We start from the raw sequence: 22,582 nt of genomic DNA, 5'->3' as shown, positions 1-22,582 counted from the left end.
TTACCAGCAGCATATTAACCCGGCAATCAAATACCCCAAATCATGCTGCGTAGGCGATACGTGGATGCCGGAAATAAGAACGGATTCTTTGAGGGCGTAATTGCAATCGTCTCATGACCGAGCGAACACGCCCTTCCAGTTCGTCCTGATTACGCGTCGGCAAGCCCGTACGAACCTGATGTTTCAAATCACAATTCAGATACTCGTCAGGGTTCAACTCCGGGGCGTAGGCCGGCAAGAAGAACAGTTCGATTTGCTCTTTGCGGTCGCCGACCCAGGCGCTCACCTTTTTGCTGTGGTGTACGCGCAGGTTGTCGAGAATCAGGAACACCTTGCGGCCCTGAGCATCGCGAATCAGGCGACTCAGGAAGCGAATCAGCACTGGGGCTGTCAGCGTTTCCCGATACAGCATGAAGCGCAGTTTGCCCCGATTGGTCACGGTGGAAATCATGTTGGTGGAAAAACGACTGCCGCTGACCAAGCGCACCGGCGTTTCGCCAATAGGGGCGTAGCTGCGGCCAGCATGGCTGTCACTGCGCATACCGGTTTCGTCGCCCCACTGAATCTCACCATTCTCAGCCTTGGCCCGCTGTGCGATGCGTGGATATTCATTATCCAGCCAGTGCTGAACCACTTCAGGTTTATGCTGATAAGCCCGATGCAGTGGTCGCTGCGGGGTGTAGCCCCAACGCTTGAGGTATTCACCAACCGTTCGAACCGGCATGAGAAAACCACAGCGCTGGCGGATCAGTTCTCGCACCGCATCACGCGTCCAGAGCGCAAAGCCGAGCTTGAGTTGGTCGGGCATCTTATCGGTCATCAAGGTGCGAATCAGCACTTCCTGGCTGGAGCTCAAACTGCGGCGATCACCCTGGCGCACACCACGCTGGCCGCCGGCTATGGCAGCCTTTTCGCCTTTATGTTCTGCGACCTGCGCCCAGTGAGCAATAGTGCGGGGGTGAACACCAACCGCTTCGCCAATAGCCTTGTAGGTGTAACCCTGCTCACGCATGCGTAGGGCCGTAGAGCGCTTTTCACGTTGTTCTTGGGGGCTGAGTTTGCGGGCATCTATTTTCATGGAGACAGATTATACAATGTGCCCTATTTATTTGCCAGGTTAATATGGGAGCTTCTGCGATTGAGCCTTTGCGTATTGCAGCGGAGGCAGGTGATAAAACAGCGCAGTACTATTTGGGGGGAAACACTTGGACGCCATGTTGTGAGGGCATCGCAGGTGAGCCAATGTCGATGGCGGTTTCGCAAAAATAGCCGAAAAACGACCAGGGTTGCGTCCGGTTTTACGTGCTGTAACGCGAGTTTTTGATGGGGCACCTGGCTTGGGCTCGTACGCGAAGCCATCGTTAGCGCAGTATTGCCAGCGTAGGTAGTTTTTCACGGCCTGCTTACGTGTCTCGCCCGCTATTGGCCGCTTTGCCGCGCCGCCACCGGCAAGCTGACCACCTTGCCCTGACGCTGAATGGGGGCCGGACGGCGCAGCACGCGAAGCATATCGCTGGCCAGGGCCAGGGGCCGGCAAAGACGATCAGTTTGGGTTTGTTCTCAGGCATCACGGCTGGCGCGTGCGGCCGAGTTTTCCTTCTTGGCGCGGATTGCCTGTATCAAAGCCTGGTTTAACTGATTATCCACGCGCTCGACACGCCTGTGAGCAGTCTGGCGAACCTGGGTCATCAGCTCTGCAAGTTGTGTATCGCTTGGATCGTCCTGAGACGTAATCAGGCTGAAGTGGTTGCTCATCACAGGCCTCCTGGTCATGGCTTTGGCAACAGCATATGGGCTTCCGTGAGGAAATCCAATCAGCCAAGGTCAACTGCTCCCCTTGGGCGCGCCGCCGACGGCAGGCTGACCACCTTGCCCTGACGCTGCACTGGCGCCGGGCGGCGCAGCACGCGCAGCATGTCGCTGGCCAGGGCCAGTTGTTGCTCCAGCTCTTCCCGGTAGCGCGCCAGTTGCAGGCTGCGTTTGCGCGTCTGCTGGGTTTCCTGGGCCAGCGCCTTGAGGCGCAGCATGTGGCTTTCCAGCATTTGTTTGTGTTCCAGGGTGTGCTGCATCAGCGGCATCAGTGCGTCGGCGGCCCACTGCTCGGCGTCCAGGCGCAGGCGCTGGTGCAGGCCGATCACTTCCTGGGCCAGGGTGGCGAAGAAACGTCGGGTCAGGCTGCGCTGTTCGGTGAGCAGGGTCTTCAGGTGCAGGCGGAACTGGTCGCCCTTTTCCTGCAGTTTCTTCAGCTCGCGCAGATAACGCTGGATCTTGAACTGCGGCGCGTCGACCCCGCCCAGCGGGTTGTCTTCGTTATGTCGGCGATAGATGGCTGCAACCATCTTGTTGGCCATGTCGGCTTCGTGCTGCAGGTTGTGCAGATCCTGTTCGACGGCGCGGAAGAAATGCAGGATGGCCTGGTTGATGCCCAGGGTGGTCCAGCTTCCGGTGAGATTGCGGCGCACCTCGCTCAGGTGTTCCTCCAGGCGTTCGGCGCGCGCGGCGTGGCGCAGCAGTTGTCCCTGGCGCTGCAGCAGGCGCTGGTTGGTCTTCAGGCCGAGCAGGCGCTTGTGGTGCAGGCTGTGGTCTTCCTTGGTCTTGGCGGTCAGCTCGAACAGCAGCTGGCCGTTGTCCTGCTGATGGTTGCCGAGCAGGGCCAACTGCTCACTGACTTTCTCCAGGCGCAGGTTGAGCACATGTTGGCTGTTGTTCACCAACGCCAGGACCTGACGCACCACGTTATCTTCGATCAGGCGTTCCTTCTGCGCGACGATGCGCTCGCATAGCAGGTTTTCCAGACCGGCCATCTGGCTGCGTGCCAGCAATTCTTCGTCCTTGCGCACCTTGGCCAGCAGCGCCTGCTTGGCCGACAGCGGCAGCACGTCCTGCTTGGCGATACCCAACTGCTTGGCGGTGGCGCTCTGGATCTGGCCGATGGCGTTCTGCACGAAGGTCTCGCCTGCCAGGTCGTCCCACAGTACGTCGATCTTGTTCAGCACGGCGAACAGGCTGGTCTGGGCGTCTTCGTCGAGCTGACGGATGTGCTGCTGCCAGATGCTCATGTCGCTGGCGGTGACGCCGGTATCGGCGGCCAGCAGGAAGATGATCGCCTGGGCATTGGGCAGCATCGACAGGGTCAGCTCCGGCTCGCTGCCCAGTGCATTGAGCCCGGGGGTATCGAGAATGCGCAGGCCCTGGCGCAGCAGCGGGTGGTCGAAGTTGACCATCGCATGGCGCCAGGCCGGCACCAGTACCTGGCCACGTTTGCCGGTGCCTTCGAGCATGTCCGGGTGGAAGCCGAGCTGGATCGCCTGTTCCACCGGCATGGATTTGGTTTTGGCCACCTGGCTGAAAGCCAGCGCCATGTTGGCCGGATCGCTGGTATCCAGTGGGATGTTCACCCAGTGCCGGGGAATGCGCTTGAACTGTGCGACGCTGGCTGAGGCCGTGCGCGTCTCTATGGGCAACAGGCGAATGTAGGGGCGTTCCGAGCGCGGGTCGAAGAACAGCTCGGTGGGGCACATGGTCGTGCGTCCGGCATGCGAAGGCAGCATGCGCTGGCCGTACTCGGAGAAGAACAGGCTGTTGATCAGCTCGGTCTTGCCGCGCGAGAACTCGCCGACGAAGGCCAGGGTGATGTGATCGGTACGCAGGATCTTCAGGGCGCGTTCGAGTTTGGCCTGAACGGCCTCGGAGTTGAGCCGATTGTGTTCCAGCCAGCTGCGATAACGCGTGATCTCGCGCATCAGTTCGCGTTTCCAGGCGACGTAGGCGTCAACCTGCTGGCTGAGACGTTCCATGCTCATCCTGGCTCTCCTCTCGGCAAGTTCATCCACTTGCTGGGGCTGCGTGATTGTTCAGTTGGTGTTGCCGCCAGGACGCACGGCATTGGCGAGAATAACCTGCATTATGCGAGGTACAGGGCGGCCGTCAATTGGCTGCTTGTACAGTCCCGCCTTGTGGTCGGGTATGGCGGCTGAATGGTCATCAGGCGTTCTGCAAGCCGGGAATCGCTGGCAGGTTACGTGGCTTGCGGATGCGCAGGCGCTTGTGTCGATTGAGTTCGCCGCTTTCCAGGCTCACCTGGCTCTTGGCCACGCCGAATGCCTTGGCCAGAAAGGCCTGCAGATGGGCGTTGGCCTTGCCCTCGAGCGGTGGGGCGGTGAGGCGGATCTTCAACCGATCACCATGCAGCCCGGCGAACTCGTCCTTGCTCGCCTTGGGCTGCAGGTGACAGTCGAGGATCAGGTCCTCGCCATCCCAGCGGTAGAAGCTCATCCTCAGAGGAAGGGGCTGAGCATCGGTGGCAGGCCGGTGGAGGCTGCAAGACCGCCGATGACGAAGCGATCGATCAGATTGATGGTGATGAAGGCGAAGATCGGCGAAATATCCAGGCCGCCGAGGTTCGGCAGCAGCTTGCGGAACGGCGCCAGCAGTGGTTCGCAGATCTGGTTGACCAGCTGTGCGCCGGGGTTGTAGCTGCCCGGGGCGACCCACGACAGGATCACGCTGATGATCAGGGCGAAGAAGAACACCTTGAGAAACAGCGAGGTCACGCCGATCAGTGACCACACCAGAAGTTGCAGGATGAAGCCGCCGACGTTGTAGCCCATCAGCGTCAGGGTGATGACCATCAGCAGCAGCTGCACCAGGATGGCCAGCACCAGCGAGGCCAGATCCAGCCCGGCGAAACCGGGGATGATCCGACGCAGGGGTTTCACCAGCGGCTGTGTAGCCTTGACGATGAACTGGCTCAGCGGGTTGTAGAAGTCGGCGCGTACCAGTTGCAGGATGAAACGCAGCAGGACGATCAGCAGATACAGGCTGCCGAGGGTCTGAATGATGTAGATCAGGGCTTCGATGAGTCCGGACATGTGTGCTTCCTTTATTGACCCAGTTGTTCGGCCAGTTCGGCCGAGCGATTGGCGGCGGCGTTGAGTGCCTGTTGTACCAGCGTTTCGAAGCCGCCGGCCTGAAAGGTTTTGATCGCCGCTTCGGTGGTTCCGTTCGGCGAGGTCACACGGCGCCGCAGTTCGGCGGCGTCGACATCACTCTCGCTGGCCATGCGTGCGGCGCCCAGTGCAGTCTGGATGCTCAGGCGTGCAGCCGTCTCGCGCGGCAGGCCGAGCTGCTCGCCAGCCGCCGTCATGGCTTCGATCAAAAGGAAGAAATAAGCCGGCCCGCTGCCGGAAACGGCGGTAACGGCGTCTAGTTGGGCTTCTTCATCCAGCCACAGGGCCAGGCCAACGGCGCTCAGCACCTGTTCGGCCTGGGCTTTCTGTGCGGCGCTGACGCGGACGTTGGCGAACAGGCCGGAAACGCCCTGGCGCAATAGCGCCGGCGTGTTGGGCATGCAACGCACGACTGGGCGCTGGCCCAGCCAGTTTTCCAGGCTGGCGCAGCTGATGCCGGCGGCGATGGAGATGATCACCTGATTGGGAGCCAGGTGTGGCGCCAGATCCAGGCATACCGCTTTCATGATCTGTGGTTTGACCGCCAGCACAATCAGGTCGGCGCCTTTTATGGCTTCACCGTTATCCGCGAAGGTGGCGATGCCGTGCTCTTGCTGCAGGCGGGCGCGCTGTTCGCTGCCGGGCTCGCTGGCGCGGATGGCGCTGGCTGCCACGCCCTGGGCGCGCAGGCCGCCAATCAGGCTGGCGGCCATGTTGCCGGCGCCGACGAAGGCGATGGTCGGGTTGCTCATTGCAGAAAATCCTTCATTCAGTGAGTGGGCTGGCCGTAATCGCGGGCGCCGAACAGTGCGGTGCCGATGCGCACCCAGGTGGCACCTTCGGCGATGGCGGCCTCCAGGTCATGGCTCATGCCCATGGACAAGGTATCAAGGTCCAGCGCCAGGTCATCACGCAATTGGCGCAAGTGGGCGAAGGCGGCATGTTGCGCCGCGATATCGTCGGTAGGCTCGGGAATTGCCATCAGCCCCCGCAGGCGCAGGTTGGGCAGGGCGGTTACAGCCTTGGCCAGCTCTGGCAGCGCTTCCGGGCTGCAGCCGGATTTGCTGTCCTCACCGCTGACGTTGACCTGCAGGCAGATATTCAGCGGCGGCAGGTGGGCGGGGCGCTGCTCGGAGAGGCGTTGGGCGATTTTCAGGCGATCCACCGAATGTACCCAGTCGAAATGCTCGGCGATGGGCCGGGTCTTGTTCGACTGAATGGGGCCGATGAAGTGCCAGATCAAGGGCAGATCACTCAGTTCGGTCTGTTTTTCCAGCGCTTCCTGCAGGTAGTTCTCGCCAAAATCGCGCAAACCAGCCGCATGAGCTTCACGAATGGCCGCTGCCGGTTTGGTCTTGCTCACCGCGAGCAGGCCGATATCCGTCAAATTACGCTGCGAGGCTTGCGCCGCCTCACGGATGCGCGCTCCGACCTTTGCAATATTCTCTGCTATCGTGGACATTAATCGCGCTCTATAAAGCCCTACCTCTAGAGAGGGCGTCTACAAATTGCTGCGCTCGGCCATGCTGCGTTGAAGTCAGTCTCAAAATGCTCATGTACAGCTCGTACACTGCGCTTTTTCGCCTTACTCCGCCTTGCCTGACCTTCGCTCACTGCTTTGTAAACGCCCTCTCAGGGTTTGCGGCATTCTACCTGCTTGCTTGTAATTGGGGAGTCCCATGGATATCACTGAGCTGCTCGCCTTCAGCGCCAAGCAAGGCGCGTCGGATTTGCACCTCTCGGCGGGTCTGCCGCCGATGATCCGCGTCGACGGCGATGTACGCCGCATCAACCTGCCGCCGCTGGATCACAAGCAGGTACACGCGCTGATCTACGACATCATGAATGACAAGCAGCGCAAGGACTTCGAAGAGTTCCTCGAGACCGACTTCTCCTTCGAAGTGCCGGGTGTGGCGCGTTTCCGGGTCAACGCCTTCAACCAGAACCGTGGCGCCGGTGCGGTGTTCCGTACCATTCCGTCCAAGGTGCTGACCATGGAAGACCTGGGCATGGGCGAGGTCTTCCGCAAGATCACTGACGTGCCGCGCGGCCTGGTGCTGGTTACCGGCCCTACCGGTTCGGGCAAGTCGACCACCCTGGCGGCGATGATCGACCACCTCAACAGCAACAAGTATCACCACATCCTCACCATCGAAGACCCCATCGAATTCGTCCACGAGTCGAAGAAGTGCCTGGTCAACCAGCGCGAGGTGCACCGCGACACCCACGGCTTCTCCGAAGCGCTGCGCTCGGCGCTGCGGGAAGACCCGGACATCATCCTGGTGGGCGAGATGCGTGACCTGGAAACCATTCGCCTGGCGCTGACCGCCGCGGAAACCGGCCACCTGGTGTTCGGCACCCTGCACACCACCTCCGCCGCCAAGACCATCGACCGTGTGGTCGACGTGTTCCCGGCCGAGGAAAAGTCGATGGTGCGTTCGATGCTGTCGGAATCGCTGCAGGCGGTGATCTCGCAGACCCTGCTGAAGAAGATCGGTGGCGGTCGCGTCGCGGCACACGAAATCATGATCGGCACCCCGGCCATCCGTAACCTGATCCGCGAGGACAAGGTGGCGCAGATGTACTCATCGATCCAGACCGGTGGTGCGCTGGGCATGCAGACCCTCGATGCCTGCCTGAAGACGCTGGTGTCCAAGGGGTTGGTCAGCCGCGACAGCGCGCGCGAGAAGGCCAAGAGCCCGGAAAACTTCTAGGGACTGGTGTAGGAGCGGGCCTGCTCGCGAAGCTTTTGGCGTCACCCTGTTCGCGAGCAGAGCTCGCGCCTACGATTCGGCAGATGGCTGCCGAACGGCATTGCACACGAAGCTGCGAGAACGACGATGGAATTCGAAAAACTACTGCGCCTGATGGTCGAAAAAGGCGGCTCCGACCTGTTCATCACCGCTGGCGTACCGCCGTCGATGAAGGTCAATGGCAAGATCATGCCGGTGACCAAGAACGCCATGTCGCCGGAGCAGACCCGCGAGACCGTATTGGGCGTGATGAACGAGGCACAACGCCGCGACTTTGCCGAGAACCATGAGTGCAACTTCGCCATCAGCGCACGTGGTATCGGTCGTTTCCGCGTCAGTGCCTTCTACCAGCGCAACCTGGTGGGCATGGTGCTGCGCCGGATCGAGACCAATATCCCCACCATCGACGACCTCAAGCTGCCGGACATCCTCAAGAAGCTGGCGCTGACCAAGCGCGGCCTGGTGCTGTTCGTCGGGGCTACCGGTACCGGTAAGTCCACCTCGCTGGCGGCGATGATCGGCTACCGCAACAAGAACAGCAGCGGCCATATCATCTCCATCGAAGACCCGATCGAGTACATCCACCAGCATCAGAGCTGCATCGTCACCCAGCGTGAAGTGGGCATCGACACCGAGTCCTTCGAAGTGGCGCTGAAGAACACCTTGCGTCAGGCGCCGGACGTGATCCTCATCGGTGAGGTGCGCACCCGCGAGACCATGGACCACGCCGTGGCCTTCGCCGAAACCGGTCACCTGTGCCTGGCCACCCTGCACGCCAACAACGCCAACCAGGCGCTGGACCGCATCATCAACTTCTTCCCGGCCGACCGGCAGAACCAGGTGTGGATGGACCTGTCGCTCAACCTCAAGGCCATCGTCGCTCAGCAACTGATTCCAACCCCGGATGGCAAAGGCCGTCGCGCAGTGATCGAGGTGCTGATCAACACCCCGCTGGCCGCCGACCTGATCCGCAAGGGCGAGGTGCACGAGCTCAAGGGACTGATGAAGCGCTCCACCGAGCAGGGCATGCAGACCTTCGACCAGGCGCTGTACAACCTCTACACCCAGGGCGAGATCACCTACGAAGATGCGCTGCTCTACGCCGACTCGGCCAACGACCTGCGCCTGATGATCAAGCTCGGTTCGGAAACCGATGGCGATCACCTGACCAGCATGGCCCAGGGCTTGGCGCTGGAGGTCAGCGAGGAAGATCCGGGGCGTCGCTTCCGCTGACGCTGCCTGACGGGGGACGCGCTGCGTCCCCTTCGTTTATCTGGGCGATGCGTTTGCCCTTCCTGCCGGCCAGCACCAATGCCTGGCCATCGCGCTGTGCGCCGGCGCGTGCTTCGCTCATCAGTTGCGGAATCAGCGGGCCTTCCGGCAGGTGCTTCCAGAATCTCAGCGGCAGATGCTGCTGCATCACCGTGCGGTTGAGCCGCGCCGGGTTGAAGGTGCTGCCGTAATAGGCGCGCCACAGGGCCTGACCGTCATCCTCGGGCTGCTGTGCCCAGGCTTGCCACTGCGCTGGGCAGCGGCGTTCGTGCTGCAGACGCTGGCCATCCCAGTACACGCCGTCGCGCGGCGTGGCGATCAGCCAACTGTGTTTGCCCAGGCGCTCGGCGAAATGGCCGCTGGCCGCGGCGAGGATGTCGTGCGCCGGTTCGAACCAGGCGACGAAATCTGGCGCGCCTTGCGCTTTGCTCGGCTGAAAGCGCACGAAGGCGTGCAGGTGATGGGCCTCGCGGCGCACCGCCTTGAGCCGGCGATGCAGCTCGCTGCCGTCGGGGTCGCCGGCCAGCACGGCGCTGCGCTCGCCCTGCACGAAGCGCCACAGCACGCGGTAGAGCAGACTCCAGCGTTCATCGCCACGGTACTGTGCAGCGCTCTCCAGCAGCTCCAGCAGTTCGGGGGACACGCGCAGACGACCGTTGGGCTCCGGCGCGCGCTCGGCGGGCTGGTCGAATAGGCCAGGCGCCGCTTCTTCGTCCAGCCACTGCAACTGGTGCGGTGCCAGACCCTGGAGCAGGGCACGGCGCGCGGCCTGGCGCCAGGTGGTGAAGGTACCGTCGAAGCGCAGGCTGTGCATCACCACAACGCCATCTGTGCCGGGGTGTCGCGCAACTGCTGGCGCAGCACCACGGACTCGTGTTCGGCCCGCGGCGGTCGGTAGTCCTGGGTGACGATAAAGGGCTTGGCCTTTTCCAACACGCAGCGCAGGCGGGTCAGATCCTCGTAGCGGATGCGCCGTTCACGCCGCAGCGCCCCCAGGCGCCTGGCGCTGAGCACGCCGATGCCGGGCACGCGGGCGATCAGCGACTCGTCGGCGCGGTTCAGGTCCACCGGAAACTGCTCGCGATTGGCCAGCGCCCAGGCCAGCTTGGGGTCGATGTCCAGTGCCAGGTTGCCGGGGCCGGCGAGCAGCTCCGTGGCGCTGAAGCCGTAGCCGCGCATGAGGAAGTCGGCCTGGTACAGGCGATGCTCGCGCAATAGTGGTGGCGCCTCGAAGGGCACGGTCTTCGGGCTCTGCGGAATCGGACTGAAGGCCGAGTAGTAGACGCGGCGCAGGCGATAGTCGTGATACAGGCTCTGAGCGTTGTGCAGGATGGTGCTGTCGTCGGTGGCATCGGCGCCGACGATCATCTGCGTGCTCTGCCCGGCCGGGGCGAAACGTGGCGCGCGGCGTTCTTCCTGGGCCTCGCGCTCACCGAGATGAATGCTGTGCATGGCCTGATGGATGCTGCCGACGTTCTTTTCCGGCGCCAGACGCACCAGGCTGGTTTCGGTGGGCAGTTCGATATTGACGCTGAGGCGGTCGGCGTACAGACCGGCCTCGGCGATCAGCTCCGGTGCGGCATCGGGGATGGTCTTCAGATGAATGTAACCGCGGAACTGGTGCTCCTGGCGCAGCAGCTTGGCGACGCGGATCAACTGCTCCATGGTGTAGTCGGCCGAGCGGATGATGCCGGAGCTGAGGAACAGGCCGCTGATGCAGTTGCGCTTGTAGAAGTCCAAGGTCAGTGTCACCACTTCCTCGGGCGTGAAGCGCGCACGCGGCACGTCGCTGGAGCGGCGGTTGATGCAGTACTGGCAGTCGTACAGGCAGAAGTTGGTCAGCAGTACTTTGAGCAGCGCCACGCAGCGACCATCCGGCGTATAGCTGTGGCAGATGCCCATGCCGTTGGTCGAGCCGATGCCGTCCTTGCCCTTGGAGCTGCGCTTTGGTGCGCCGCTGCTGGCACAGGAGGCGTCGTACTTGGCGGCGTCGGCGAGGATGGTGAGCTTTTCGATCAGTTGCATGGCGGGCAATATCTATACTGTTTTTTTATACAGTATATGGGCGTCGTACAGCTATCAAGCCATTCGTTGTGTTGCGCTGTTTCGGCACAAATGAAACCTTCACTCGGCGCGCAGCGTCATAGCTGCATCTCGCACAAGGAGTTCGTCATGCAACGACAGGATACGCACAGCAAACTGATCGGTTACCTGCTGTGGATCTTCGGTTTTCTCGGTTCCCACCGCTTCTACTATGGCAAGCCGGTCACCGGCACCATCTGGTTCTTCACCCTGGGATTGTTCTTCATCGGCTGGATCATTGATCTGTTTTTGATTCCCTCGATGGATCGCGAGGCCGACCTGCGTTTTACCGCAGGTGATACCGACTACAACGTGGCGTGGATCCTGCTGACCTTCCTCGGCGTGTTCGGTGTGCACCGCATGTACCAGGGCAAGTGGATCACCGGGATCATCTACCTGTTCACTGGCGGCCTGTTTTTGATCGGCGTGCTCTACGACTTCTGGACGCTCAATACGCAGATCTCGATCAAGAACGCGCAGCGCGGTTGAGTCTGCCTCAATAGGCGGTGCGCGCGGCGCACCCTGCGGTCGTCGCGCTCTGGGTAGGGTGCGCTGTGCGCACCACCAATGGCCGGCCACTGACTGCAAATAAAAAGGGCATCCCACGGGATGCCCTTTTTCGTAACGCTGGCGGTATCAGTCGTCGCTGTCGTCGTCGTCCCCGCCGTCGACCTTCATGCCCAGCTCCTTGATCTTGCGCGTCAGGGTGTTGCGGCCCCAACCCAGCAGCAGGGCGGCGTCGCGGCGGCGGCCGGCGGTGTGCTTGAGCGCGGTCTCGATCATGATGCGCTCGAACGCCGGCACAGCGCTGTCGAGCAGGTTGGACTGGCCGCGTGCCAGGGCCTGGTCGGCCCACAGGCGCAGCGCCTGTTCCCAGTTGGTCACCGGTGCGGCGTCCTGCGGCTGGGTCAGCAGCTCCGGTGGCAGGTCGTCGACATGCACCTCACGGCCCGAGGCCATGACGGTGATCCAGCGGCAGGTGTTCTCCAGCTGGCGCACGTTGCCCGGCCAGGGCAGGTGCTTGAGGTAATCCTCGGTTTCGCTCTTGAGCAGCTTGGGCTCGACCGCCAGCTCCTGCGCGGCGCGGGCGAGGAAGTGATGAGCCAGGGTCGGGATGTCCTCGCGGCGGTCGGCCAGGCGCGGGATATGGATACGAATGACGTTGAGGCGGTGGAACAGGTCTTCACGGAACTTGCCGGCCTGTACCAGGGTTTCCAGGTTCTGGTGGGTGGCGGCGATGATGCGCACGTCCACCTTCACCGGGGTGTGACCACCAACGCGGTAGAACTCGCCATCGGCCAGCACGCGCAGCAGGCGGGTCTGAGTGTCAGCTGGCATGTCGCCGATTTCGTCGAGGAACAGGGTGCCGCCATCGGCCTGCTCGAAACGGCCGCGACGCTGGTTGGCCGCGCCGGTGAAGGCGCCTTTCTCGTGACCGAACAGCTCGGATTCCATCAGATCCTTGGGAATCGCCGCCATGTTCAGCGCGATGAACGGCGCTGCAGCGCGCGGGCTGTGGCGGTGCAGGGCGTGGGCCACCAGCTCTTTACCCGTGCCGGATTCGCCGTTGATCAGCACGGTGATATTGGAGTGGCTCAAGCGGCCAATAGCGCGGAACACCTCCTGCATCGCTGGCGCTTCACCGATGATTTCCGGGGTGCGCGCCTGCGCAGCCGGGACGGCCAGGCTCTGTTGTTCCTGGGCGTGCTGGAAGGCGCGCTTGACCAGCGAAACGGCCTCATCGACGTCGAAGGGCTTGGGCAGGTACTCGAAGGCGCCGCCCTGGTAGCTGGCTACCGCGCTGTCCAGGTCCGAATGCGCGGTCATGATGATCACCGGCAGGCGCGGGTACAGCTCGCGGATGCGGGCCAGCAGGTCGAGGCCGCTGGCGCCGGGCATGCGGATGTCGGAGATGATCACGTCCGGCTGTTGGCGGGTCAGGCGGGCGAGTACACCGTCGGCGCTGTCGAAACTCTGGGTGGTCATGCCTTCCTGTTGCAGGGCCTTTTCCAGTACCCAGCGGATGGAACGATCGTCGTCGACAATCCAGACGGTTTCACTGCGGCTCATGGCGTGGGCGCTCCTTGTTCCAGCGGTAGGAAGATCGAGAATACGGTGTGGCCGGGATAGCTCTCGCACTCGATCAGGCCCTGGTGCTGACTGATGATGTTCTGGGTGATGGCCAGGCCCAGGCCGGTGCCGTCGGCACGCCCGCTGACCATGGGATAGAAGATGGTTTCCTGCAGCTCAGGCGGGATGCCGGGGCCGTTGTCGATGATCTCGACCTTGACCACCAGGCGGTGACGGGTGTGGCCGATAGTGAACTGGCGCAGGGTGCGGGTACGCAGGCTGATGCGCCCGAGGCCCATGTCGTGCTTCTGCCCGGCGATGGCCTGCATGGCGTTGCGCACGATATTGAGTACGGCCTGGATCATCTGCTCGCGGTCAATCAGCAGGTCCGGAATGCTCGGGTCGTAGTCGCGCACCAAGGTGATGCTGCCCTGGCTTTCCGCTTCGATCAGGTTGGCGACGCGCTCCAGCACCTCGTGGATATTGGTCATTGCCAGCGACGGCAGCTTGTTCGAGCCAAGCATGCGGTCGACCAGGTTACGCAGGCGGTCGGCCTCTTCGATGATGACGTTGGTGTAGTCCTTGAGCTCTTCGTTGGGCAGTTCGCGCGACAGCAGTTGTGCTGCGCCGCGAATGCCGCCGAGTGGATTCTTGATCTCGTGGGCCAGGCCGCGCACCAGCAGTTTGGTGGTTTCCTGCTTGGACAGCTGCGCCTCTTCCTTGGTGATACGCAGCAGGCGATCACGCGGGTGCACCTCCAGCAGCAGCAGGGTTTCACCCTTGCTGAACAGTGGGGTGACGGCGTAGTCCACGGTCAGCGTCTGGCCAGTGACCGAGGTCAGTACGGCTTCACGCTTGTTGAACGGATGTGCCTGCTCCACCGCCTGGCGCAGCGACGACAGCGCCTCTGGCGATTCGGTGAACAGGTCACTGATGAACTGACCATGGCTGCGCTGGCCGCTGACGGCCAGGAGCATTTCCGCCGCCGGGTTCATGTACTCAAGGCACAGCTGGCTGTTGAGCAGCAGGGTAGCGGTGGTCAGGTTGTCGAGTAGCAGGCGGTGCAGCGCGTCATTGATGGTCATAGGCAGTGCTTTCCGGCAATGGGCAGGAAAATGCAAGAAGCAAACCAAGGCCCCGAAAAGACGCATTATTTGTGCGGTCTGCCAGGTTTTGGTGGTACTGCGGCGAAGCAGGGCGTGGAAAAGCGACCCAAAACAGGGAGAGCTTAGGAGGTGGTGCGCTCGATTGCACCATTAAGGTGCGATCGAATTCAGAAGAAGGGAAGGATGCTGACCTCTTCCTTGGGTTTGTCTTTCAGCGGGCATTCGGGGCGAACGCCGTATTCATCCTTCTTGCACGGATTGATCTTGCGCTTCTGCGCCAGGGTCATGCGGTGCATGTGAAAGGGTTGTGCCGGTGTGCGTTCGACGATGAGGCCAGCGGAGTCGATGATTTCTGCCACCAGTTGGTGCGTGCCGCGGTCGACATGCTGCAGGGAGAAGACCGGGCTGCGGCTTGTCTCGCCCTGGGGCTCGCCATTGAGCAGCAGCCGATAGCTGTGGCCAGGCAGCAGACCCGGCTCGCTGTTGAGGGTGACGATCATGTCGCCGGAACCGTTATGGATCGAGGCGTCCGGCTCCGGCACCAGAATGCGCAGCAGCTGATAGTGCACGGTCGGTTTGCTTACCGCAGGTGGCGAGGCCATGCGCACCGTGGGTTGGGGCTGGCTCATTTGCGCGCTGTTGGACGGCGCCAGCATCACCCGTTCGGCATTGCTGCTGCGCGGTTTGTCAGTGAAAACGCGGTTACCTTCAGCATCGATATAGGTATAGACCTGAGCCGAAGCTGCTTGGGTGACGAACAGCAGGCAGAGCAGCAGTGTACGCATCGTGATCAGTTCGCAGGTCTTGGGGTCGGACGCGGTGGCGTCACAGGTGGGCGGGCAGGGCTGTTGACGCTGATGCGCTGCACGGTAAAGGTTTCGGTGGCGCTCTGCTGGATGATGCGCTCACCCAAGACCACTGCCACCGCCAGGCTGTGTTCGCCGCGCTCGACATTGGTCAGCTGCAGGCTCGGTACGTTGCTGGCCTGGCCGTATGGTTCGCCATCGAGAATCAGCCGCAGCTGGTGGCCGGGTTGCAGACGTGGCTGGATATTCACCCCGACGACGAAGGTGCCGTTGTTGGCGCGCATGGCTTCATCATCCGGGATACCGGTCAGGCTCAACACGGAGTAAGGGGCCGCGCTCTGTGCTGAGGTGTCGCCGCTGGTGTCCGCAGGAATGTTGGGCGTCTGCATCTCTACCGTATTGGTTGGTGGCAGGTTGACGCTCTCGGCTGCTGCGCCATCGGGCGGCTGGTTGGTGAAGACCGTGTTGCCGTTGGCGTCGATGTATTTGTAGATCTGCGCATTGGCCGGCAAGGCCAGGGCAAGCAGCAGGCAGGCGAGTAGCGGGCGCATGGGCCGATCCTTCCGCGGATGATGCGCTAAGCCTTGCACTGCTGGCGGTTCCTGGCAAGCGCAGGGCGCCGCAGCTGTGATATTCGGCTACAAAAAGTGGACGCGGATCTGCCGTAGGCGCGAGCGTCGCGAGCGAAGCTCTTCAGGTCGCCAGGTTCGCATCGCGATGCTCGCTCCTACAGGGCATGGTGCCGCTGCGTGTCCATGAAAAAGCCCCGCCAGGCAGGGCCGGGCAGGGCTTTTGAAAGGCGCCGCACGAGGGCGGCGCGAGACTGGCTTAGACGCTGTAGTACAGGTCGTATTCCAGCGGGTGTACGAAGGTACGTACCTTGATTTCTTCTTCGGATTTCAGCTCGATGTAGGCATCGATGAAGTCGTCGGAGAACACGCCGCCCTTGGTCAGGAACGCACGGCCCTTGTCCAGCTCTTCCAGGGCTTCTTTCAGGCTGCCGCAGACTTGCGGGATCAGCTTGCCTTCTTCCGGCGGCAGGTCGTACAGGTTTTTGTCGGCCGCATCGCCCGGGTGGATCTTGTTCTGGATGCCGTCGATACCGGCCATCAGCAGAGCAGCGAAGGCCAGGTACGGGTTGGCAGCCGGGTCCGGGAAGCGGGCTTCGATGCGGCGGGCTTTCGGGCTGGCAACGTACGGGATACGGATCGAGGCGGAGCGGTTGCGAGCCGAGTAGGCCAGCATCACCGGTGCTTCGAAGCCCGGAACCAGACGCTTGTAGGAGTTGGTCGACGGGTTGGTGAAGCCGTTCAGGGCCTTACCGTGCTTGATGATGCCGCCGATGAAGTACAGAGCGGTCTCGGACAGGCCGGCATAGCCTTCGCCAGCGAAGGTGTTCTTGCCGTCTTTGGAGATCGACATGTGCACGTGCATGCCCGAACCGTTGTCGCCGTACAGCGGCTTCGGCATGAAGGTAGCGGTCTTGCCATAGGCGTCGGCTACGTTGTGCACGCAGTACTTCAGGGTCTGAACTTCGTCAGCCTTGGCGACCAGGGTGTTGAACTTCACGCCGATTTCGTTCTGACCGGCAGTGGCCACTTCGTGGTGGTGCACTTCGACGACCAGGCCCATTTCTTCCATGGCGTTGCACATGGCAGTACGGATTTCGTGGTCGTGGTCGCACGGCGGAACCGGGAAGTAACCGCCTTTGACGGCTGGACGGTGGCCCTTGTTGCCGCCTTCGACGTCGCCGTCGGTCATCCAGGAGCCTTGCTCGGAGTAGATCTTGAACATCGAGCCGGAGATGTCGGACTTGAACTTCACTTCGTCGAAGATGAAGAACTCGGGCTCCGGGCCAACGAATACGGTGTCACCGATGCCGGTGCCTTTGAGGAACTCTTCAGCGCGCTTGGCGATGGAGCGCGGGTCGCGGTCGTAGCCTTGCATGGTGCTCGGCTCGATGATGTCGCAGACCAGGATCAGGGTCGGCTCTTCGGTGAACGGGTCCAGAACGGCGGTATCGTCTACCGGCATCAGGATCATGTCGGAGGCTTCGATGCCTTTCCAGCCATGAATGGAGGAGCCGTCGAACATTTTGCCGTGCTCGAAGAAATCGTCGTCCAGGGCGTCACGGGCCGGCATGGTCACGTGGTGCTGCTTGCCCTTGGTATCGGTGAAGCGCAGGTCTACCCACTTCACGTCGTGTTCTTTGATCAGTTGAACAGCCTTAGACATGTTGTCCTCCAGGTGGAAAAGGCTCTTATCGATAAGCCTTGAAGATGCGGTGAAGCCCGGCGGGATAGTCCTCCAGGGCGACCTGCCTCACAAGGGAGCAAATTGCATGCCAGTGCCCTTTATTGGGCAGAAGCCACGAAGCTCAGGTGCTGCGCCGTCTGCGCGGCAATTCACCAGAAATATTTGCACCATTTAAGGGCCTTTAATTTCGAAAAAGATCCATTTTGGTGCGCTATATGGGTGGTGCAGTATTTTTGGTCAAAGCTTGAACAATTTCCGCTATAATCCGCGCCCCTGTTTTTTCGTCCCCCAAGCGGGCGCTCTATTCATGAAGCTCATCGTCAAAGTTTTCCCGGAAATCACCATCAAGAGCCGCCCGGTGCGCAAGCAGTTCATCCGCCAGTTGGGGAAGAACATTCGCTCCGTGCTGCGCGATCTTGACCCCGAACTGCGGGTGACCGGTGTCTGGGACAACCTCGAGGTCGAAACCGATCTGGACGATCCCAAGCTGCTCGCCGAGATGACCGAACGCCTGCGCAACACGCCGGGTATCGGTCTGTTCCTCGAGGTCAATGAATACCCGCTGGGCGATCTGGACGACATCACCGAACACTGCAAGCGTCATTACGCCGAGCAACTGCCGGGCAAGATTTTCGCCGTGCGTTGCAAGCGCGGCGGCAAGCATGAGTTTTCTTCCATCGATGTCGAGCGTCATGTCGGTTCGCGCCTGCGTCGCGAATGCGATGCCGCTGGCATCGACCTGAAGAAGCCGGACGTCGAAGTGCGCATGGAGATTCGCGACCAGCGCCTGTTCGTGGTGCACAACCGTCACGAAGGCCTCGGCGGTTACCCGCTGGGCTCGCTGGAGCAGACCCTGGTGCTGATGAGTGGTGGCTTCGACTCCACCGTGGCGGCCTACCAGATGATGCGTCGCGGCCTGGTCAGCCACTTCTGCTTCTTCAACCTCGGTGGCCGTGCTCACGAACTGGGCGTGATGGAAGTGGCGCACTATATCTGGCAGAAGTTCGGCCGCTCGCAGCGCGTGCTGTTCGTCAGCGTGCCGTTCGAGGAAGTGGTCGGCGAAATTCTCGGCAAGGTCGACAACAGCCAGATGGGCGTTATCCTCAAGCGCATGATGCTGCGCGCTGCCACCCGTGTCGCCGAAAAGCTGCAGATCGAGGCGCTGGTCACCGGCGAGGCGATCAGCCAGGTTTCCAGCCAGACCCTGACCAACCTCGCGGTGATCGATTCGGCCACCGACATGCTGGTCATGCGTCCGCTGATCGCCAGCCACAAGCAGGACATCATCGACACTGCCACACGCATTGGTACCGCCGAGTTCGCCAAGAACATGCCTGAGTACTGCGGCGTGATCTCGGTCAACCCGACCACCAAGGCGCGCGGTTACCGCATCGAGCACGAGGAGGCCCAGTTCGACATGGCCATCCTCGAACGCGCCCTCGAACGCGCCACCCAACTGCCCATCGACCGCGTGATCGACGAGCTGGGCAAGGACGTGCAGGTCGAGGAGGTGCGTGAAGCGCTGGCCGGGCAGATCGTCATCGACATCCGCCACCCTGATGCCGCCGAAGACGAGCCGCTGAACGTGCCGGGCATCGAAGTGCAGGCGCTGCCGTTCTACGCGTTGAACAACAAATTCAAGGAACTGGATGAGAATCGCCAGTACCTGCTGTATTGCGACAAGGGCGTGATGAGCCGTCTGCATGCCCACCATCTGCTGAGCGAGGGACATGCCAATGTGCGCGTTTATCGTCCGGCATAGAACGCCGGGGCTCAATGGCGGAAGTATCCGCCATCGCCCTCCCGACCGTTCGCCAGCGGCGACACCCCATTCAGCTCGCTGAAACAGTTTTCTTCATATTCGTCGTCCAGGCTGGGCGACACACCGAATCCTCTGATCGAGATACACACAGTGATCGAAAATCTGCGCAACATCGCCATCATCGCCCACGTCGACCATGGCAAAACCACCCTCGTCGACGCCCTGCTGCGTCAGTCCGGCACTCTGGAACGCAACGAGCTCAACGACGAGCGCGTGATGGACAGCAACGACCAGGAAAAAGAGCGTGGCATCACCATTCTGGCCAAGAACACCGCCATCAAGTGGAACGACTACCGCATCAACATCGTCGACACCCCCGGCCACGCCGACTTCGGTGGTGAAGTCGAGCGCGTGATGTCGATGGTCGACTCCGTACTGCTGGTGGTCGACGCCCAGGACGGCCCGATGCCGCAAACCCGCTTCGTGACCAAGAAGGCCTTCGAAGCCGGCCTCAAGCCGATCGTCGTGATCAACAAGATCGACCGTCCGGGCGCGCGTCCGGATTGGGTCATGGATCAGATCTTCGACCTGTTCGACAACCTCGGCGCCACCGATGAGCAGCTCGACTTCCAGGTCGTTTACGCCAGCGCCCTGAACGGCATCGCCGGTCTCGACCATAGCGACATGGCCGAAGACCTGACTCCGCTGTACCAGGCCATCGTTGACCACGTACCGGCGCCGAAAGTCGACCTCGACGGCCCGTTCCAGATGCAGATTTCCGCTCTGGACTACAACAGCTTCCTCGGCATCATCGGCGTTGGCCGTATTGCCCGTGGCAAGATCAAGCCGAACACCCCGGTGACTGCCATCGACGTCGACGGCAAGAAGCGTAACGGCCGTATCCTCAAGCTGATGGGCCACCACGGCCTGCACCGCGTAGACGTCGAAGAAGCCACCGCCGGTGACATCGTCTGCGTCAGCGGTATGGACCAGCTGTTCATCTCCGATACCCTGTGCGACATCAACCACGTCGAAGCGATGAAGCCGCTGACCGTTGACGAGCCGACCGTCTCGATGACCTTCCAGGTCAACGATTCGCCGTTCTGCGGCAAGGAAGGCAAGTTCGTCACCAGCCGCAACATCAAGGAGCGTCTGGACAAGGAACTGCTGTACAACGTGGCCCTGCGCGTTGAAGAAGGCGACAGCGCCGACAAGTTCAAGGTCTCCGGTCGTGGCGAGCTGCACCTCTCGGTACTGATCGAAACCATGCGTCGCGAAGGCTTCGAAATGGGCGTTGGCCGTCCGGAAGTGATCATCCGCGAAGTGAACGGCGTCAAGCAGGAGCCGTTCGAGAACGTCACCATCGACATCCCTGAAGAATCCCAGGGCAAGGTCATGGAAGAAATGGGCCTGCGTAAGGGCGACCTGACCAACATGTCGCCGGACGGCAAAGGTCGCGTGCGTCTGGAATACAACATCCCGGCTCGCGGTCTGATCGGTTTCCGTAACCAGTTCCTGACCCTGACCAACGGCGCCGGCATCCTGACCTCGATCTTCGACCGTTACGACACCGTCAAGCCGGGCACCATGTCTGGCCGTCAGAACGGCGTACTGGTGTCGATCGACACCGGCAAGGCGCTGACCTACTCCCTGGAAACCCTGCAGGCGCGTGGCAAGCTGTTCGTCGAGCACGGCCAGGAGATCTACAACGGTCAGATCGTCGGCCTGAACAGCCGCGACAACGACCTGGGCGTCAACCCCACCAAAGGCAAGAAGCTCGACAACATGCGTGCTTCGGGCAAGGACGAAACCATCGCCCTGGTACCGCCGGTTCGCTTCACCCTGGAGCAGGCGCTGGAGTTCATCCAGGACGATGAATTGTGCGAAGTGACGCCGAAGTCGATCCGTCTGCGCAAGAAGATCCTCGACGAAGGCGAGCGCACCCGCGCTGCCAAGAAAGCCAACAAGGCTTGATGCTTAGCGTCTAGCCTCGGCTGTAAATAAAAAGCCCCGCCAGAGCGATCTGGCGGGGCTTTTTGTTGGGGCGCCGTTAGGTGTTGTGCCCCTGCAGGAGCGGCTTCAGCCGCGCTGCGGCCTACAGGCCAGCAGCCCATAGGCGGCCAGCCCGATCACCACCAGCAGGCTGAGCGTCATCACTCGCCTGCCACCTGGCGCAGCGATTGCGCCGGGGTGTCGCCGAGGTTGTTGAGCATGCGCTCGCTGTACCAGTCGAGGAAGTTGATCACGCCGAACTCGTAGGTCTTGGAGTACGGGCCCGGTTGGTAGGCGGTGGAGTTGATGCCGCGCTGGTTTTCCTCGGCCAGGCGGCGATCCTGGTCGTTGGTGGCGTCCCACACCTGGCGCAGGCGCGCCACGTCGTAGTCGATGCCTTCTACCGCATCCTTGTGCACCAGCCACTTGGTGACGACGATCGTCTCCTGGGCGCTGATCGGCCACACGGTGAAGTTGATCAGGTGATCGCCCATGCAGTGGTTCCACGAGTGTGGCAGGTGCAGGATGCGCATCGAGCCGAGATCCGGGTCGGTGATGCGGCCCATCAGCTTCTTGCTGCCCTGCTTGCCGTCCATGGTCATGGACACGGTGCCCTTGAGCAGCGGCATGCGCACGATGCGGTTGCGCAGGCCGAAGCTGGCGTGGGCGTAGGGGATCTTGTCCTTGTCCCAGCGAGTGGTGCACTCGGCGACCTGATCCTTGAACGCCTGGCTGGCGCGCGGATCGGTGACGTCATCCCATTCCAGCAGGGTGTTGAGCAGTTCCGGGTGCGAACCATTGCAGTGGTAGCACTCGCGGTTGTTCTCGAGCACCAGCTTCCAGTTGGCCTTTTCCATCAGGGTGGTCTGCACAGCCACCTTGGTGTTCTCCATGTCATAGGGTTCCATGTAATGCGCCAGGGTGGCGAGGAACTCGTCGATGGCTGGCGGGTTTTCCGCCAGGGAGATGAAGATGTAGCCGCCGGCGGTCTTGCACTGCACCGGTTTCAGGCTGTAGTCCTTGAGGTCGAAGTCGGCGCCCATTTCGGTACCGGCGAACAACAGGCGACCGTCCAGCTCGTAGGTCCACTGGTGGTAAGGGCATACCAGCTTGGCGACCTTGCCCTTTTCCGAGACACACAGGCGCGAGCCACGGTGACGGCAGACGTTGTGGAAGGCATGGATCTGCCCTTCGGCGCCGCGAATGACCAGAATCGGGTTATCGCCGATCTGCAGGGTGAGGAAGTTGCCCTTGGCCGGGATTTCGCAGGTCATGCCGGCGATCAGCCATTCCTTGTGGAAGATCTCCTGCATGTCGACCTGGAACAGGCGTTCGTCGCTGTAGAACGGCTGCGGCAGCGAGAAGCTGTGGTCGCGTTCTTTCAGCATCTGTGCGGTGGCCTTGCGCACGGGTTCCAGCGGGTCGCCCAGGCTCAGGTTTTGGGTGCAGTCCATGGTGGCTCCTCATTGGCGGGCGCCTCGCGCCTGCCGGAAATAGTGGCTGATACGGTATGTGCCGCAAGGTCTCGATCGTT

General features: G+C 61.8%; 20 protein-coding genes. 5 read left to right on the top strand and 15 right to left on the bottom strand.

Going from position 1 to position 22,582, the window contains the following annotated elements; translation table 11 throughout:
* Positions 1–40 precede the first annotated feature (40 nt).
* The 7 genes from BLS08_RS23615 to BLS08_RS23585 all read right to left on the bottom strand — a co-directional run bounded on the left by BLS08_RS23615 (position 41) and on the right by BLS08_RS23585 (position 6,411).
* Complete coding sequence (locus BLS08_RS23615; RefSeq protein ID WP_055984817.1) at positions 41–1,078, bottom strand: IS630-like element ISPa47 family transposase; 1,038 nt, start codon at positions 1,076–1,078, stop codon at positions 41–43.
* 482 nt (positions 1,079–1,560) lie between these two features.
* Positions 1,561–1,755 carry a hypothetical protein gene (locus BLS08_RS23610; RefSeq protein WP_055984814.1) on the bottom strand — a complete coding sequence of 65 codons (195 nt, stop codon included), beginning with the start codon at positions 1,753–1,755 and terminating at the stop codon, positions 1,561–1,563.
* A gap of 59 nt (positions 1,756–1,814) precedes the next feature.
* Positions 1,815–3,803, bottom strand: a complete 1,989-nt coding sequence (locus BLS08_RS23605) for a dynamin-like GTPase family protein (protein WP_055984810.1) — start codon at positions 3,801–3,803, stop codon at positions 1,815–1,817.
* A 181-nt stretch (positions 3,804–3,984) separates the two neighbouring features.
* Positions 3,985–4,275, bottom strand: a complete 291-nt coding sequence (locus BLS08_RS23600; RefSeq protein ID WP_055984807.1) for a DUF167 domain-containing protein — start codon at positions 4,273–4,275, stop codon at positions 3,985–3,987.
* Positions 4,276–4,277: 2 nt separating this feature from the next.
* Complete coding sequence (locus BLS08_RS23595; RefSeq protein WP_055984803.1) at positions 4,278–4,871, bottom strand: YggT family protein; 594 nt, start codon at positions 4,869–4,871, stop codon at positions 4,278–4,280.
* Positions 4,872–4,882: 11 nt separating this feature from the next.
* Entirely contained in the window at positions 4,883–5,701 is an 819-nt protein-coding gene (proC, locus tag BLS08_RS23590; protein WP_055984800.1) for a pyrroline-5-carboxylate reductase, read from the bottom strand.
* A gap of 17 nt (positions 5,702–5,718) precedes the next feature.
* Positions 5,719–6,411: a YggS family pyridoxal phosphate-dependent enzyme gene (locus BLS08_RS23585; RefSeq protein ID WP_055984798.1), complete on the bottom strand. Its 693-nt coding sequence runs from the start codon at positions 6,409–6,411 to the stop codon at positions 5,719–5,721.
* Between the two features lie 217 nt (positions 6,412–6,628).
* Here BLS08_RS23585 and BLS08_RS23580 point away from each other — a divergent pair, with 217 nt between their 5' ends.
* Positions 6,629–7,663 (top strand): type IV pilus twitching motility protein PilT, encoded by a 1,035-nt coding sequence (locus tag BLS08_RS23580; RefSeq protein ID WP_055984795.1) that lies wholly within the window; start codon positions 6,629–6,631, stop codon positions 7,661–7,663.
* Between the two features lie 126 nt (positions 7,664–7,789).
* Entirely contained in the window at positions 7,790–8,935 is a 1,146-nt protein-coding gene (locus tag BLS08_RS23575; protein WP_017675834.1) for a PilT/PilU family type 4a pilus ATPase, read from the top strand.
* Here BLS08_RS23575 and BLS08_RS23570 read toward each other — a convergent pair.
* Positions 8,901–9,788 carry a TIGR03915 family putative DNA repair protein gene (locus BLS08_RS23570; RefSeq protein ID WP_090337619.1) on the bottom strand — a complete coding sequence of 296 codons (888 nt, stop codon included), beginning with the start codon at positions 9,786–9,788 and terminating at the stop codon, positions 8,901–8,903. The two genes, BLS08_RS23575 and BLS08_RS23570, sit on opposite strands and share 35 nt — an antisense overlap.
* On the bottom strand, positions 9,788–10,999 hold the full coding sequence (locus BLS08_RS23565) for a putative DNA modification/repair radical SAM protein (protein WP_090337617.1): 1,212 nt from the start codon (positions 10,997–10,999) through the stop codon (positions 9,788–9,790). Before BLS08_RS23565 ends, BLS08_RS23570 begins: the two co-directional genes overlap by 1 nt.
* 147 nt (positions 11,000–11,146) lie before the next feature.
* Here BLS08_RS23565 and BLS08_RS23560 point away from each other — a divergent pair, with 147 nt between their 5' ends.
* Positions 11,147–11,545, top strand: a complete 399-nt coding sequence (locus BLS08_RS23560) for an NINE protein (protein ID WP_021490398.1) — start codon at positions 11,147–11,149, stop codon at positions 11,543–11,545.
* 147 nt (positions 11,546–11,692) lie between these two features.
* Here BLS08_RS23560 and ntrC read toward each other — a convergent pair whose 3' ends face one another.
* The 5 genes from ntrC to glnA form a co-directional block, all read right to left on the bottom strand.
* Positions 11,693–13,126 (bottom strand): nitrogen regulation protein NR(I), encoded by a 1,434-nt coding sequence (ntrC, locus tag BLS08_RS23555; RefSeq protein WP_090337615.1) that lies wholly within the window; start codon positions 13,124–13,126, stop codon positions 11,693–11,695.
* On the bottom strand, positions 13,123–14,211 hold the full coding sequence (gene glnL, locus BLS08_RS23550) for a nitrogen regulation protein NR(II) (RefSeq protein WP_090337613.1): 1,089 nt from the start codon (positions 14,209–14,211) through the stop codon (positions 13,123–13,125). Before glnL ends, ntrC begins: the two co-directional genes overlap by 4 nt.
* A gap of 188 nt (positions 14,212–14,399) precedes the next feature.
* Entirely contained in the window at positions 14,400–15,017 is a 618-nt protein-coding gene (locus BLS08_RS23545) for a DUF4124 domain-containing protein (RefSeq protein ID WP_090337611.1), read from the bottom strand.
* Between the two features lie 5 nt (positions 15,018–15,022).
* Complete coding sequence (locus BLS08_RS23540) at positions 15,023–15,589, bottom strand: DUF4124 domain-containing protein (protein ID WP_090337609.1); 567 nt, start codon at positions 15,587–15,589, stop codon at positions 15,023–15,025.
* A 277-nt stretch (positions 15,590–15,866) separates the two neighbouring features.
* A complete protein-coding gene (gene glnA / locus BLS08_RS23535) occupies positions 15,867–17,273 on the bottom strand; it encodes a glutamate--ammonia ligase (protein ID WP_017675827.1) in 1,407 nt (468 codons plus the stop codon).
* Positions 17,274–17,601: 328 nt separating this feature from the next.
* Here glnA and thiI point away from each other — a divergent pair, with 328 nt between their 5' ends.
* Positions 17,602–19,056, top strand: a complete 1,455-nt coding sequence (gene thiI, locus BLS08_RS23530) for a tRNA uracil 4-sulfurtransferase ThiI (protein ID WP_090337607.1) — start codon at positions 17,602–17,604, stop codon at positions 19,054–19,056.
* Positions 19,057–19,206: 150 nt separating this feature from the next.
* Positions 19,207–21,030, top strand: a complete 1,824-nt coding sequence (typA, locus tag BLS08_RS23525) for a translational GTPase TypA (RefSeq protein WP_090337606.1) — start codon at positions 19,207–19,209, stop codon at positions 21,028–21,030.
* 179 nt (positions 21,031–21,209) lie between these two features.
* Here the strand turns inward: typA and gbcA are convergent, their stop codons facing one another.
* Positions 21,210–22,502, bottom strand: coding sequence for a glycine-betaine demethylase subunit GbcA (gene gbcA, locus BLS08_RS23520; RefSeq protein WP_090337604.1), 1,293 nt, complete (start codon positions 22,500–22,502; stop codon positions 21,210–21,212).
* Between the last annotated feature and the right edge of the window lie 80 nt (positions 22,503–22,582).

Origin of the sequence: Ectopseudomonas chengduensis (assembly GCF_900102635.1) — a bacterium.
GTDB lineage: Bacteria > Pseudomonadota > Gammaproteobacteria > Pseudomonadales > Pseudomonadaceae > Aquipseudomonas > Aquipseudomonas chengduensis.
This window is presented reverse-complemented; position numbering and strand designations above follow the sequence as displayed.